The organism is Polaribacter porphyrae (assembly GCF_002954685.1).
Classification (GTDB): domain Bacteria; phylum Bacteroidota; class Bacteroidia; order Flavobacteriales; family Flavobacteriaceae; genus Polaribacter; species Polaribacter porphyrae.
Genome location: NZ_MSCN01000001.1, coordinates 241,084 through 256,512 on the forward strand (window position 1 = coordinate 241,084; position 15,429 = coordinate 256,512).

Sequence of the window (15,429 nt, forward strand, 5' to 3'; positions counted from 1 at the left end):
ATTTATCTTTGTTCTATATAAACTGCGTCTTTTTTATCTGTTTCTTGCCAAGTAACCAATACTTTTTCTTCATTAATAGCATCAACTTGTCTGCCTCTATAATTAGGTTGAATAGGTAAATGTCTACTAAAACGTCTATCAATCAACACTAAAAGCTCAATATTTTTAGGTCTTCCATAAGATTGTAAAGCAGTTAAAGCAGCTCTAACACTTCTTCCAGAATACAAAACATCATCAATAATTACTACTTTTTTATCTTCAATTAAAAAATTGATTTCAGTTGAGGTTGCAGCTAGAGGCTCATCACGTCTTCTAAAATCATCTCTATAAAAAGTAATATCTAGCAAACCAGATTCTAGATTTTTTATTTCATATTCATTTTTTAGCAAATCAATTAATCTTTTTGCTAAATAAACACCTCTTGGTTGTAAACCGATAAGTACAGAATTAGAAAAATCATTATGGTTTTCAATTAGCTGACATGCCAATCTATGAAGAATAATTTCAATATCTTTTGAGTTAAGTAGTGTTTTTTTGCTCATAAGAAACCTACCAAATTTTAGTCGGTAGTTATTGAAAATCAAAATTAGGTTAAAATACTGTATGAGCAAAATATTAGGGTGTAAAACATAGTTATAGTTGTTAATTAAATTGTTGAAAACAAAAAAAGCTTTTTTAACAATGGTAAAATAGTTGTATTACATTTAAACTAATAATTCAAATATTATAACTATGTCTTTAGTAAAATTTGAATCGATGCTTAAAACCAATAGCATTTATTTTTTTGATTTGGTTGAATTTGAAGAGATTATTATTCATTATTTAGATGCAGGTAAACACACTTTAGCTAAAAAAGCTGTAAAATTAGGTTTACAGCAACATCCGCAATCTATAGACCTAAAGTTACTACAAGTAGAACTTTTTATTTTTGATGATAAATTAGACAAAGCATTAGCACTTTTAATAAAAATAGAACGTTTAGAACCCAACAATGATGAGGTTTTTATTCAAAGAGCTACAATAGCATCAAAATCTGGTAAGCATAAAGAAGCTATACAATATCTTAAAAAAGCTTTATTATTTACTGAAGATAAAGTTGATGTTTGGTCTTTATTAGGTATGGAATATTTGTATTTAGATGATTATGAAAATGCTCGGTTAAATTTTGCCAATTGCATAGATGTAGATTATGAGGATTATTCTGCACTGTATAACATTGTGTATTGCTTTGATATGGAAAAAGAACACGAGTCTGCCATAAAATACTTGAATAATTATATTGATAAAAACCCATATTGTGAAGTAGCTTGGCATCAGTTAGGAAGGCAATATTTTATGCTTAATATGTATAAAGAAGCACTTACTTCTTTTGATTATGCAGTTTTAATTGATGAATCTTTTATTGGTGGATATCTAGAAAAAGCCAAAACTTTAGAAGAATTAAAAGAATATCAACAAGCCATAGATAATTACTTAATAACTTTAGAATTAGATGACCCAACTGCTTTTGCTTATGTAAGAATAGGGGAGTGTTATGAAAAATTAAAACAATTAAATACTGCAATTTCTTACTACAAAAAAGCAGTTCACGAAGATCCTTTATCTGATAAGGGTTGGATGTTGTTAACCAATTTGTATTACGAACAAGAAAATTATAACAAAGCTTCTTATTATATTTCTAAAGCATTAAAGATTGATGAAAATAATGCTTTGTATTGGAGGAGATATGCTCAAATAAATATTAAATTAAACTTTTTTGAAGAAGCCATTGTTGGTTTTGAAAATTGTTTAAGATTAGATGATAATGCTTTAGAAATCTATGTTTCTTTAGTAGACGTATTATCTTTTATGGGAGAGTTCAACGATGCTATTAATATGCTATATCAAGCACAAAAGCTATATAAAAATTTTGCAGAAATAGAATATCGATTATCTGGTTTATTCTTTGTGCTACATAAAGAAAAGTATGGCTTACACCATTTAATAAATGGTATGAAAATAGATTACGAATATCATATTATTTTAGATGAGCTTTTTCCTACTGTCTTTAGTTTACCAAAAGTTAAGAAGTTAATTATTAATTATAATAAAGCTTTTGAGTAGTTTTTTAAATCTTTTCCTTTTTTAACTTTATAAGTTTACTCTAATAATCAATCAAATCGACACCTTCTTTTTTTAGATTTAAAAAATTAAATTTAATAGATTTAGACATTTTTCTTAATATTTACAGAAATAAATCTTCTTTTTAAAATAGAATTATCTCTTGATAAGAGAGATTTATATTTTTCTAAAAACTTTTTAAATACAAAAACAATTAAGATAACTAAAATTAATTTTTGTATGGTTTCCTCATTCAAATCAATAAATAAAAAATTTAATAATTTTAATCAAACACTGAACATTTATCTTGTTTAGCTAAAAGGAACAACTATGGTTAACACGCATTTTTTAAAGTTTAGAAACAAATAAAATTAAAATTCTACTATCTTCGTTTTTTTAACCAAATTTATATGAAGAGAACTATTAAAGACTATTTAGTAATTGGCTTTAAAGGGTTAGCTATGGGAGCAGCAGATGTTGTTCCTGGAGTTTCAGGAGGTACAATTGCTTTTATTTCTGGTATTTATGAAGAATTATTAGGTTCTATAAGCAATATTAATTTAGAACTGCTAAAAACATTAAAAAATGAAGGTTTTAAAATAGCTTGGCAAAAAGCAAATGGTAACTTTTTATTAGCACTTTTTTCTGGTATTTTTATAAGTATAGTATCGTTAGCAAAATTGATTAAATGGTTGTTAGAGCATGAACCTATTTTGCTATGGTCTTTCTTTTTTGGTTTGGTTTTGGCTAGTATTATTTATGTAGCCAAACAAATTACAAAATGGAATTTCCTTTCCATTATAGCTCTAATAATAGGTGCTTTTATAGCCTATTATATAACTACCTTAAATCCTTTAGTAAACGAAAATTCATCATTACTTTTTATGTTTTTAGCAGGTGCACTAGCAATATGTGCTATGATTTTACCAGGTATTTCAGGAGCTTTTATTTTAGTACTTTTAGGGGCTTACAAACCTATTTTATCAGCTGTAAATGATAGAGATTTAAAAACGATTACAGTAGTTGGTTTAGGAGCAATTGTAGGTTTACTATCATTTTCTAAAGTTTTAAAGTGGCTATTTGCTAACTATAAAAATTACACATTAGCTACTTTAACAGGCTTTATTATTGGTTCTTTAAACAAAATTTGGCCTTGGAAAGAAACATTAACTTGGCGTACAAATTCGCATGGAGATAAAGTTCCATTTAATCAGCAAAGTATTTCTCCTTTTTCCTTTGATGGAGAATCTCAACTTACCTTTGCAATTATTTTAGCAATTATTGGGTTTGGTTTAATTTTATTAATGGAAAAATTAGCTGTTCAAAAAAAATAAATGCAAATAAGAAGAACTAAAATTCAAAAGCTTACCCTTTTTTTAAAAGGTTTGGCAATGGGTGCTGCAAACAAAGTGCCTGGAGTTTCTGGTGGTACAGTATCTTATGTGTTAGGTTTTTATGAAGAAATGATTTATTCTTTTCAAAAAATTAATCTTAAAGCATTAAAATTATTAATTAGTAAAGGTTTTAAACCTTTTATAGAATATATTAATGCCGGTTTTTTATTGTTAGTTATTGGTGGTAGTATGTTTAGCTACTTTAGTGTTTCTTTAATTCTAGACTTTTTTTTAAAACATTACGAACTTTATGTTTGGAGTTGGTTTTTTGGCATGATAATAGGCTCTATATATTACATTGGTAAAGATTTTGGCAAATGGACTAGAATTAATTTTTTCTTTTTGATAATAGGAGTATCTCTTGGATTAGGAATTAGTTTTTTATCACCAGCCAAAGAGAACGACAATTTATGGTTTGTTTTTCTTTGTGGTATTATAGGAGTTTCTGGTATGACATTACCTGGGTTATCAGGTTCTTTCATTTTAATTTTATTGGGTAATTATGTCTTGTTACTCGTAGATTCTGTTAATGTGCTTTTTAATGTAATTACAAATTTATTAACTGGTAATTTTGATGTGTTATCCGATCCTATAAAAATAAGATACTTAAAAGTTATTACAGTTTTTACAGCTGGTTCAGCATTTGGGTTAGTATCAATATCTCATCTTTTAGGTTATGTTTTAAAACACTATAACAAGCTTGTAAATGCAATTATTATAGGCTTTATAACTGGTTCTTTGGGTATTGTTTGGCCATGGAAAAAAACAGTTTTTTCAACTACGAACAAAGGTGAAATTTTACTAGATAAAGAAGGCAATAAAGTAGTAGAAAATTATCAAAGATTTGTGCCAGATATACTTGATTCAGAAACCCTATTAGCTGTATTTTTTATATTTTTAGGTATAGCACTAATTTTATGTATAGATTATTATGACAAAAGAAGAAAATAAGAAAATGTTTGGTTTGTTAGGTAAAAATATTTCCTACTCTTTTTCTAAAGGATATTTTGCTAAAAAATTCGAAGAATTGAGTTTAAAAAATCATAAATATGTAAATTTCGACCTTCAAAATATAGAGAGTTTTCCTGATATTATTGATAAAATTTCTAACATAAAAGGGATAAACGTAACAATTCCCTATAAACAAGATATTATCAAATACCTAAACACTTTAGACAAGACCGCAAAAAAAATAGGAGCAGTAAACACCATAAAATTTACTAAAAGAGGTAATTTAAAAGGGTATAACACAGATGTTGTAGGTTTTGAACAATCTATAAAACCTTTACTGAAAAAAAAACATAGAAAAGCATTGATTTTAGGAACAGGAGGTGCTTCTAAAGCTATTGCTTATGCATTGAAAAAGAACAATATAAAGTTTAAATTTGTGTCTAGAAACCCATCTTCTAAAAAAGAGATTTCTTATGAAAATTTAGATGAGAAAAAGTTAAAAAAATATACTATAATTATTAATTGTACTCCTTTAGGGACTTTTCCTGACACAGAAAAATATCCAAATATACCTTACCAATTTATCACTAAAAATCATCTTTTGTATGATTTAATTTACAATCCAGAAGTAACAACATTTTTATCAAAAGGGAAAGAAAATGGAGCTACTATTAAAAATGGATATGAAATGTTACAACTACAAGCAGAAGAGTCTTGGAGAATTTGGAATGCATAAACCAGTATAAATTTTACTTATCATCTAAACTTGATACTTTTGTAAGTTGTTAGTATTTTTGAAGACTATATAGTTATAGTACTATATAAGGACCTTTAAACATTGTAGATATGTTAGATAATAATGATGAAAATATTGAGAAAAAAGAAGACAATACATTAGTAAACCAAGTTGCATCTTCAAATCAAGAGGAAAATATACCAGAAGAGACTAGCAAAGAAACTGAAGTAATTACTGAAATTGAGAAAGATGTAGCAGAAAATGCTGAAAAAGAGGAAGTAAAGCCAGAAATTCCTGTTATAGATTATTCAACATTTACTTTAGAAAAACTAGTTGATAGTTTAAAAAAGTTGATAAACAATAATCCTGTTCAACAAATAAAATCGTCAGTTGAAGCTATAAAATCTGCTTTCAATAAAAAGTTTGGATCGCTTTTGGCAGAGAAAAAAGAAGCATTTTTAGCTGATGGTGGTAACTCCATAGATTTTCATTTTTCTAGTCCTATTAAAACAGAGTATAACAGTTTACTATCTTCATACAAAAAACAAAGAGATGCTTATTATTCTAATCTAGAAACACAACTTAATCAGAATTTAGAAAAGCGTTTACAAATAATAGAAAGTTTAAAAACATTGATAAAAGAAGGTAATGCTTCAACAATGTATAAAGAGTACAGAAATCTAGACAGTACATGGAAAGAAATAGGTCCTGTACCAAAAACAAGATACAATGATACTTGGAAAATTTATCATCACCATGTAGAACGTTTCTACGATTTACTACATTTAAGTAATGACTTTAGAGATTTAGATTTTAAAAATAATTTAGAAGAAAAACTAAATATCATTAAAAAAGCAGAAGCTTTGTCAGAAGAAAATGATATTAACCATGCAGCAAAAGAATTACAAGAGTTGCATAGAGTTTGGAAAGAAGATGTTGGGCCAGTAGCAAAAGATTTTAGAGAAGAAATTTGGCAAAAATTTAGTGTAGCTACTAAAAAAATTCACGATAAAAGACACGAGTACTATAAAGAACTACGCTCTAAATTTCAAGAAATTATTGAAAAGAAATTAGAGGTTATAGAAGCTATTAATGCTTATGATACCTCTAAAAATACAACTCACAACCATTGGCAAAGAAGCATAGATGATATTGAGAAATTACGAAAACAATATTTTGATGCTGGTAAATTACCATATTCTAAAAGTGAGGAAGTTTGGCAAAAGTTCAAATCGGCTACTAAAAAGTTTAATAGTGCCAAAAACGATTTTTATAAAGGAGAGAAAAAAGGACAGCAAGAAAATTTAGCAAAGAAAATTGCCTTAATTGAGTTGGCTGAATCTTTAAAAGATAGTGAAGATTGGGATGTAGCAACAAATGCTATGAAAAAAGTTCAGTCAGATTGGAAAAAAATTGGTCATGTTCCTCGTAAATTCTCTGATGATATTTGGAAACGTTTTAAGAATGCATGTAACCATTACTTTGATCGCTATCATCAACAAAAAAATGCAGTTAGTAAAGAACAACAAGCTATTATTGATGAGAAAAAGAACTTTTTAGAATCTTTAAAAGAAGCTAAAGAACCAACTAAAGATACTGTATTAGAAGCTATTAATACATGGAAAGATTTAGGAAGATTACCAAGAAATATGCGTCATTTAGATGGTAAATTTAATAAGCAAATAGATAAAATGTTAGAAAATCTTTCTCTTGATAAGAAAGAGGTAACTATGCTTAAATTTACTAATGTTGTAGATAGTTATGTAGCAGACAATGATGTTCGTAAACTAGATTCAGAACAATTGTTTGTGAGAAAAAAGATAGATGAAGTTGTAAGAGAAATTCAACAATTAGAAAATAATTTAGGTTTTTTCTCTAATGCAAAAGATGATAATCCTTTGGTTGTAAATGTTAAAAATAAAGTATCAGAGTTTAAAGACGATTTAGCAGTTTGGAAGCAAAAATTAAATTATCTTAAAAATTTAGACTACTAAAAAAAGTAAAAAACTCGAAGCAAAAGCTTCGAGTTTTTTATTGAAATTTATATCTTAATTAAGAAAAAAGCTTATCCATTTTTTCTTTTTCTTCAGCAGCTAAAGCAGCATCTACTAAAATACGTCCACTATGCTCATCTATAGTAATTTTTTTTCTGTTTGCAATTTCTAATTGTACTTGAGGTGGTATAGTAAAATAAGACCCTCCAGAAGCTCCACGTTCAATTGCAACAACAGCTAAACCATTTTTAACTTTATTTCTTATTCTCTTATAGGCAGAAAATAGGTGAGTATCTAAAGAATTACCAAACTCTTCAGATTTTTCAATTAAGAGTTTTTCTTCTTTTTCTGTTTCTTTTAAAATAGCATCTAGTTCAGATTTTTTATGCCCTAAATGTTGTTCTTGTTTTGCTAATTTTTCTTTAGTAGCGTCAATTACTTCCATTTTTTGAGCAATTTTTGCTTTATATTCATTAATTCGCTTTTCAGATAATTGAATTTCTAACTCTTGGTATTCAATTTCTTTAGATAAAGAATCAAACTCTCTATTATTTCTTACCTTTTTTTGTTGCTCATCATATTTTTTCATTAACGAATTTGATTCTTCAATAGCCAATTTTTTGTTATTGATATCAGTTTCTAAATTAGAAACATCTTGATTTAAGTTTGCAACACGTGTATTTAAACCAGCAACTTCGTCTTCTAAATCTTCAACTTCTAAAGGCAATTCACCTCTTACGTTTCTAATTTCGTCAATTCTAGAGTCTATTAATTGTAAATCGTATAAAGCTCTTAACTTTTCTTCAACCGAAATTTCTTTCTTCTTTGCCATGTTTATATATAGTATATAGGATTTGTACTTTTTTCTGATAAAATGATTGCAAAATTACTAAATTTTTTCGTAAGATAATCAACCAAAAGGTTTTTTGTAAACTGCTCACTTTCATAATGCCCTATATCTGCTAAAAGTATACTCTTTTCAGCCTTAAAAAACTCATGATATTTAAAATCGGCACTAATATAAGCATCAGCACCAGCTTTTTTAGCATTAGAAATGGCAAAAGCTCCAGAACCTCCTAAAACAGCTATTTTTTTTATATTTTTATCTAGTAGAGCAGAGTGTCTTACGCAATCAGTTTTCATGCGTTTTTTTAAAAATGATAAAAAATCCTTTTCATTCATTTCAGAAGGTAACTCACCTATCATTCCCATTCCTATATCTTGATGCACATTTTCAGTAGTTATAATTTCATAAGCCACTTCTTCATAAGGATGATTTTCTTGTAAAGTATTTAAAACTGAAACTTCGTTTTTACTTTCAAAAATTACAGATATTTTTATTTCTTTTTCTGTATTATTTTCTCCTTTCTTACCAATGGTAGGGTTAGATTCATTATTTCCTCTAAAAGTACCATCTCCTAAAACATTAAAAGAACAATTGTCATAATTGCCAACATTACCAGCACCAGCATTAAAAAGTTCTTTTCTTAAAACATTAGCATCATTAACAGGAACATAAGTTGTAAGTTTTTTTATAATTCCTCTTTTTGGGATTAATATTTTGGTATTTATTAACCCTAAAACATCAGCTATTTTTGCTGAAACACCATTTTTAGAATTGTCTAAAGCAGTGTGTGTAGCATATATTGCTATGTCATTTTTAATAGCTTTTAAAACAACACGCTCCACATAAGACTTTCCATTTAGTTTTTTTAATCCACTAAAAATAATAGGATGAAAGCTCACAATTAAATTACAGTTTTTAGCAATAGCCTCATCTACGGTTTCTTCTAAAGTGTCTAAAGTAACTAACACCCCAGTTACTTTAGTGTTAAATTTACCTACTAATAAACCAACATTATCAAAATCTTCAGCATAATCTAAAGGAGCTATTTTTTCAATAGAATTTGTAATATCTTTTACTACCATTTTGAAAATTTATATAAAGCCAAAGTTAACATTTTTAATGTATTTTTACCCAAATGAGATTTTTAAGAATTTTACTATTTCCGTTTGCAATTATTTATGATATTGTAACTACAATACGTAATTATTTTTTTGATATAAACCTTTTTAAATCAACAGATTTTAAAATACCTATTGTTGTTGTGGGTAATTTGAATGTAGGAGGAACAGGAAAAACCCCACAAATAGAATATCTAATAAGATTATTAAAAAATAGCTATAAAACAGCAATTTTAAGTAGAGGTTATAAAAGAGAAACTACAGATTTTGTATTAATTAATAAAGAACACACTTACAAAGATGTGGGTGATGAACCTTTGCAATATTTTAGAAAATTTTTAAATGTAACAGTAGCTGTTGATGCAAATAGGGTAAGAGGTGTACAAAACTTAGTTTCTTTAAAATCTCCTGAAGTAATTTTATTGGATGATGCCTATCAACATAGAAAAATTAAAGGGAGTTTTTATATTCTACTCACCAAATATGATGATTTATTTACAGATGATTTTTTATTACCAACAGGTAATTTAAGAGAAAGTAGGAGAGGAGCTAAAAGAGCAGATGTTATACTGGTTACCAAATGTCCAAATCAGCTAGTGAAATCAAAAAAAGACACTATTTGTAACACACTATCTAAATATAATAAGAATGTATTTTTTACCACGATTTCTTATGCAGACGATTTACGTGGTTGTGATAAAAAAATGACAATTCATGATTTAAAGAACTATGAGGTTTTATTAATCACAGGCATCGCAAACCCTGAGCCACTTTTAGATTTTTTGAATAATAAACAAATTACTTTTAAACATTTAGCATTTTCTGATCATCATAATTTTACCAATTTAGAGATTGTAAACATTCAACAAAAGTTTGATGCTATTAAATCTGAACAAAAGATAATTTTGACGACAGAGAAAGATTATGTTCGGTTAGTAAATAAAATTGAAAACCTAACCTATATTGAAATAGAAACTGTTTTTATAGATGATGATGATAAATTTGATGATACTATTTTATCGCATATAAAACAAAACCGATGCTAAATAACATCGGTTTTTCACTATTCTTGATTTTTGTTAGAATTATCCGTTAATAATTTACTAACATTTTTATGACACAATAAATTAATAGAAGTCACAGTTTATATTTGAAATGGTATTATTTTTGATATTTTTGAATAAACAAACCATACATGAATAAATCTTTACGTTTTTCTTTAGCATTATTCTTTGCAAGTCAATTAGGTTTTTCGCAAGAAGTTGTAATAGACTCAACAGAAGTAGCAATCGATTCTACTAAAGTTAAAAAAGTTGATGCCATTAAATTAAATTGGGTACCCAACTATAAGGAAGCTCTGAAAAGAGCAAAGAAGGAGAAGAAGGCAGTTTTGATATATTTTACAGGATCAGATTGGTGTGAACCATGTAAAGTACTAGATAGAGATTTGTTTCATACAGAAAAGTTTAAAACACTATCTGATAATGATTTGGTTTTGCTAGAAGTAGATTCGCCTAGAAGACAAGATTTATTAAGTCAAGATAAAATAAGTGAAAACTTATATCTTAAAAGAAAATTTAAAATTAAATCTTTTCCAGCATTAATAATATTAAATTACAGAGGTAGAAAAATAGCAGAAAAAAGAGGTTATATTTTAACTGAATATTATTATCCTTTTATTCAATCAGCTATTTATAAATAAAAAAAGGCTGCCTTTTAAGACAGCCTAATTTGTGTATAATTTTTATTGTTGATTTATTACTCTAAATGTTGTTCTTCTGTTTTGAGCATGTTCTGCTTCAGAACAAGAAACTCCATCAGAACATCTATTTATAAGTCTAGATTCTCCATAACCATTTCCTATTAATTGGCTAGTATTAATCCCTTTAGAGATTAAATAATTTATTACTGATTTAGCTCTCCTGTCAGATAAATTTTGATTAGAATCTTTTTTACCTCTAGAATCTGTATGAGATTCGATAGCTACAGCTACACCAGTTTTAAGAATAGGTAATAATCTTGTATCTATAAGTCTTTTAGCTTCTAGTGTTAAAGTTGCACTATTCAATTTCCAATTTATTGGTAAAGGTGTATTTTCTACCAACTCACATTCAACTTCTTTCCAAGTTGTTAAACCACCTTTGGTTACTAAAACTTCTTTTTTTATAGTTTTAAATTTTGCAGGTATTGTTACTTCTTCCTTCCAAGCATCTTTAACTAAAACTATTTTTTTAATAGTGCCATATACAGCAGGTATGTTTACTTCTTTAGTTGTTTCTGGGTTTAAAATTACTTTTCTAGTATAAGATTTTTTATAACCATTTATTCTTTTTATCTCTGTTGTAGCATTATTTTTAAGTTTTTTTAATGGTACATTTAGGTAAGTAGCTGGTATAGGTTTATAACACCAATATCTACAATCATTAGGGTCACTAGACTCACAACCGGGTTTTTTGCCACTCATTTGCCAACTTGCAGAAGAAGCTTTAGTTTCTATTCTTTCAGAATCGTTAGTAAATGTAGCTGCTACAGCTGTTAGTTTATTAGCATCTTCTTTAGCTTCGTATTCAATAGTTTTAGTTTCCCAAACTGCAGGCACTATTTCTAATTTAGTAGTGGCTTGTTTTACAATAACTTTTTCAGTTACTGTCTTGTATTCTGCAGGGTGCGTAATTATCTTTTTATAAGATGGTGAAACTTCTATTTTAACTTCTTCATTTTTCCAGATTTCTGGTGTCTTACACATTACATAGCATTTACCAGGTTCTGGATTTTGTGGTAAGGGTAAAACTTGAGAAAATGAACTTACTGCTAAAAGTAAAAAAGTTAAGTTTAATAATTGTTTTTTCATAATTAAATATGTTATTTAGATTTTTTGTTAGTACTTTTTTGACACATATTTAATAAAGAGGTCACAAAAAAAAGCGAAACATAACTGTTTCGCTTTTTTAAGTAATTTTTTTTAAACTTTATCTTTGATTAACCACTCTAAAAGTAGTTCTTCTATTCACAGCATGTTCAGCTTCAGAACATACTACACCATCAGAACATTTATTTAGTAATCTACTTTCTCCAAAGCCTTTTGCATACAATTGACTAGCATTTATACCTTTAGAAATTAAATAATCAGTTACTGCTTTAGCTCTTCTATTAGATAAATCTTGGTTATCTCTTTTAGTACCTCTCATATCTGTATGAGATTCTATATATACAGCTACACCGTCTTTTAAAATTGGTAATAGCCTAGCATCTATAATTCTTTTTGCACCAGCATTTAAAGTAGCACTAGAAAAATCCCAATTTATTGGTAAAGGTGTATTATCTATTAATGAGCAATCAACCGCTTTCCATGTAGATAAACCACCTTTCTTAACTAAAATTTGTTTTGTGATAGATCTATATACTGCAGGGACAATAACTTCTTCTGTTCTAGCGTCTCTAACAAGTATGGTTTTAGTAATTGTTTTGTATTCTGGTGGAGTTTGTACAATAGAAGTAGTAGGTTTCTTTACCATTACTTTACGTTGGTATGTTTTCTTTACCCCAGGAATACTAGTTTTTATAACTGTAGCATCTCTTAATAGTTTTTCAACTGGCATAGTTCTAAATTCAGCAGGCACTGGTTTATAACACCAATATCTACAATCATCAGGATCATTTGAATCACAATCAGGTAGTTTTTCACTCATTTCCCAACTAGCAGTTGCTGCTCTAGTTTCCACAGTTTCAAAACCTTGATTAAAGGTAGCTTTTTGAACCTCTAACTTTGAGCCATCTTCTTTTTCATAATAAGTAACTTCTTGAGTACCCCAAACTGCTGGTACAATAAGAATTTTTTCACCAGCTTCTCTTACCAAAACTTTTTCTTGAATAGTTCTATATTCTGCTGGGTACGTTACTATTTTTTTATACTCTGGTGCTACAGCTACATTTACAGTTTCATTTTTGTAGACATCTGGTGTTTTACATCTTACATAACATTTACCTGGTTCAGGATTTTCAGGTAAATCTTGCCCATAAGTTAGAGTAGCAATCATTACAAAGGCTAAACTAAATACAATTTTTTTCATATTGATAAACATTGACTAATGTTTTGAATTATAAAATTTAATAAATTCAAATGTAGTAAAAACATTTATAAAATATAAGTAAATAAAAGAGAAATTATAATTTGTTGTAGAATAAACTCTTAATAATACCATCAGAAAGTCCAATTTTTGGAACATATATTTTTCTAGCTCCACTCCATTTCATTGCAGAAAGGTAAATTTTCGTAGCTGGTATAATTACATCTGCTCTGTCTGGGTTTAAACTTAATTCTGATATTCTTTCTTGATAAGACATCTGTTTTAAGAATTGATATTGAGCATTTAAGTATATTAAAGAAATAGGTTTACCTTCGGTTCTACCAGACATTTTAAACAGTTTATTGATGTTACCTCCAGAACCAATAAGAGCAACATTTTTTAAACCTTTAGTGTTTTTTTTAATCCATTTTTCAACATTGGCAAAAATTTCTTTGTTTACAGATTTTTTATTATTTAAAAGTCTTACGGTTCCCATTTTAAAAGACTTCGAAGTAAGTATTCTTCCTTTTGAAAAAAGTGTAAATTCTGTGCTACCACCACCAACATCTACATATAAATAAGAGTTATCACCTTGTATAAGTTGATTTAAATCTGTAGAAGATATTATTGCAGCTTCTTCTTTACCATTAATAATATCAATTTTTACACCTGTTTCTACAAAGATTTTTTCTACAACATCATTTCCATTTTTTGCTTCTCTCATCGCAGAAGTTGCACAAGCTTTGTATTTTTCTACATTATGCACTTCCATCAATAATTTAAATGCTTCTATGGCATTTATCATCCTATTAACATTATTGTCAGAAATAACACCTTTAACAAAAGAATCTGCTCCTAAACGAATTGGAACACGTACTAAAGAAGATTTTTTAAATTGAGGATCTTTATCACTCTTAATAATCACATTTGATATTAATAGCCTAATTGCATTAGAACCAATATCAATTGCTGCATATTTTCTTATTTCTAACAAGCTGTTATTTATGGTTTTTTGGAAATTCTATCATAAAAGTTTTTCCTTTTTTTATGTTTTTCCAATGTTTTTCTTGAAATTTTATACCTATTATTCCACATGTTGTTACATGAGCAATAGGCTTATTACCAAACTTATTTACAAAGGTATTAATACCATGGTCGTGACTAAAAACAATTGCTGAATTAAAACCATCGTCTAAAGCACAAACCGTTTTTACTAAATAACCATCACTAAAACTATAGAGTTGTCTGTTAATTTGAAGATTGGCTAAAGGATACCCAAGATTTTCACAGAAAATAACAGCAGTATGCAATGCTCTATTGGCACTGCTTGATAAAAAAACGTCTGGTCTTTTAGTGTTTTTTGCTAAAAATTTAGACATTAAATGTGCATCATTAATTCCTCTTTTTTTTAAAGGTCTATCAATATCATCAATACCAGAATATTCCCAAGAGGATTTTGCGTGACGAACTATATATAATGTTTTCATTTGGTTTCTTAATAGAAGTGTAAATATAGAAATTAAGGAGATAAACGTTCTAATTTCCAAGAGAAATCTTTTTCAAGAGAATATCGAATTCTATCGTGCATTCTATTTGGTCTGCCTTGCCAAAATTCTATTGATATAGGTTTTACAATATAACCACCCCAATGTTTTGGTCTTGTAATTTCTTTATTTTTAAATTTTTTTTCAAAGGATGATAAATTCTTATCTAACTCTTCTCTCGAACTTACAACAGTACTTTGGTTTGATGCCCAAGCTCCTAATTTACTTCCATCAGGTCTAGACTCAAAATAACCATCAGATAAATTTTCTGCTAACTTTTCTGCTTTACCTTTTACTATAATTTGTTGTTCTAAAGCTGACCAAAAAAAAGATAAACAAATATTGTTATTCTCTTTAATAGCTTTTCCTTTTTCAGAATTATAGTTGGTGTAAAAAATAAAACCTTCCCAAGTGTATTTTTTTAATAATACAACTCTACTTTTTGGGAAACCATCTAAACCAATTGAAGAAATTGTCATTGCATTGGTTTCATCTACTGTGTCAGAATTATCTGCATTTATAAACCAAGATTGAAACAATTCCATTGGATTTTCTGGACAATTTTCTTCTAAAAGTTCTTTTTTTTCGTAAGATTTTCTGTAATTACTTAAATCTTTTGCCATCTCTTTTTGTTGAGATTGTAAAAATACGAATGTTTTGTTTGATGAAAAAAAATAA

Annotated in this window: 15 protein-coding genes; 7 read left to right on the top strand and 8 right to left on the bottom strand. The window is 27.8% G+C overall.

Annotated elements, in window-relative coordinates:
* Positions 1-2: 2 nt before the first annotated feature.
* Entirely contained in the window at positions 3-542 is a 540-nt protein-coding gene (pyrR, locus tag BTO18_RS01160; protein ID WP_105014459.1) for a bifunctional pyr operon transcriptional regulator/uracil phosphoribosyltransferase PyrR, read from the bottom strand.
* A 190-nt stretch (positions 543-732) separates the two neighbouring features.
* On the opposite strand from pyrR, the gene BTO18_RS01165 reads away from it, so the two are divergent.
* From BTO18_RS01165 to BTO18_RS01185, 5 genes are all read left to right on the top strand, one after another.
* Positions 733-2,103: a tetratricopeptide repeat protein gene (locus BTO18_RS01165; RefSeq protein WP_105014460.1), complete on the top strand. Its 1,371-nt coding sequence runs from the start codon at positions 733-735 to the stop codon at positions 2,101-2,103.
* Between the two features lie 407 nt (positions 2,104-2,510).
* Positions 2,511-3,434, top strand: coding sequence for a polyprenyl-phosphate transporter (locus tag BTO18_RS01170; protein ID WP_105014461.1), 924 nt, complete (start codon positions 2,511-2,513; stop codon positions 3,432-3,434).
* Positions 3,435-4,445 (top strand): DUF368 domain-containing protein, encoded by a 1,011-nt coding sequence (locus BTO18_RS01175; RefSeq protein WP_105014462.1) that lies wholly within the window; start codon positions 3,435-3,437, stop codon positions 4,443-4,445.
* On the top strand, positions 4,426-5,181 hold the full coding sequence (locus BTO18_RS01180; RefSeq protein ID WP_105014463.1) for a shikimate dehydrogenase family protein: 756 nt from the start codon (positions 4,426-4,428) through the stop codon (positions 5,179-5,181). Before BTO18_RS01175 ends, BTO18_RS01180 begins: the two co-directional genes overlap by 20 nt.
* Before the next feature lie 110 nt (positions 5,182-5,291).
* Positions 5,292-7,175 (top strand): DUF349 domain-containing protein, encoded by a 1,884-nt coding sequence (locus tag BTO18_RS01185; RefSeq protein WP_105014464.1) that lies wholly within the window; start codon positions 5,292-5,294, stop codon positions 7,173-7,175.
* A 58-nt stretch (positions 7,176-7,233) separates the two neighbouring features.
* Here the strand turns inward: BTO18_RS01185 and BTO18_RS01190 are convergent, their stop codons facing one another.
* The gene (locus BTO18_RS01190) at positions 7,234-8,007 is read right to left on the bottom strand and encodes a zinc ribbon domain-containing protein (protein ID WP_105014465.1); all 774 of its coding nucleotides are present in this window, start codon (positions 8,005-8,007) and stop codon (positions 7,234-7,236) included.
* Positions 8,008-8,009: 2 nt separating this feature from the next.
* The gene (locus BTO18_RS01195) at positions 8,010-9,104 is read right to left on the bottom strand and encodes a Nif3-like dinuclear metal center hexameric protein (protein ID WP_105014466.1); all 1,095 of its coding nucleotides are present in this window, start codon (positions 9,102-9,104) and stop codon (positions 8,010-8,012) included.
* A gap of 53 nt (positions 9,105-9,157) precedes the next feature.
* Between BTO18_RS01195 and lpxK the strand changes: the two genes are divergently transcribed.
* The gene (gene lpxK / locus BTO18_RS01200) at positions 9,158-10,186 is read left to right on the top strand and encodes a tetraacyldisaccharide 4'-kinase (protein ID WP_105014467.1); all 1,029 of its coding nucleotides are present in this window, start codon (positions 9,158-9,160) and stop codon (positions 10,184-10,186) included.
* Positions 10,187-10,335: 149 nt separating this feature from the next.
* On the top strand, positions 10,336-10,842 hold the full coding sequence (locus tag BTO18_RS01205) for a thioredoxin family protein (protein ID WP_105014468.1): 507 nt from the start codon (positions 10,336-10,338) through the stop codon (positions 10,840-10,842).
* A 42-nt stretch (positions 10,843-10,884) separates the two neighbouring features.
* On the opposite strand, the gene BTO18_RS01210 is transcribed toward BTO18_RS01205, so the two are convergent.
* The 5 genes from BTO18_RS01210 to pdxH form a co-directional block, all read right to left on the bottom strand.
* On the bottom strand, positions 10,885-11,991 hold the full coding sequence (locus BTO18_RS01210; RefSeq protein WP_105014469.1) for an OmpA family protein: 1,107 nt from the start codon (positions 11,989-11,991) through the stop codon (positions 10,885-10,887).
* A 118-nt stretch (positions 11,992-12,109) separates the two neighbouring features.
* Complete coding sequence (locus tag BTO18_RS01215) at positions 12,110-13,210, bottom strand: OmpA family protein (protein WP_170063212.1); 1,101 nt, start codon at positions 13,208-13,210, stop codon at positions 12,110-12,112.
* A gap of 94 nt (positions 13,211-13,304) precedes the next feature.
* The gene (locus BTO18_RS01220; protein WP_105014471.1) at positions 13,305-14,201 is read right to left on the bottom strand and encodes a Ppx/GppA phosphatase family protein; all 897 of its coding nucleotides are present in this window, start codon (positions 14,199-14,201) and stop codon (positions 13,305-13,307) included.
* A 4-nt stretch (positions 14,202-14,205) separates the two neighbouring features.
* The gene (locus BTO18_RS01225; RefSeq protein ID WP_105014472.1) at positions 14,206-14,694 is read right to left on the bottom strand and encodes a SixA phosphatase family protein; all 489 of its coding nucleotides are present in this window, start codon (positions 14,692-14,694) and stop codon (positions 14,206-14,208) included.
* A 32-nt stretch (positions 14,695-14,726) separates the two neighbouring features.
* Positions 14,727-15,374: a pyridoxamine 5'-phosphate oxidase gene (pdxH, locus tag BTO18_RS01230; protein ID WP_105014473.1), complete on the bottom strand. Its 648-nt coding sequence runs from the start codon at positions 15,372-15,374 to the stop codon at positions 14,727-14,729.
* Positions 15,375-15,429: the final 55 nt, after the last annotated feature.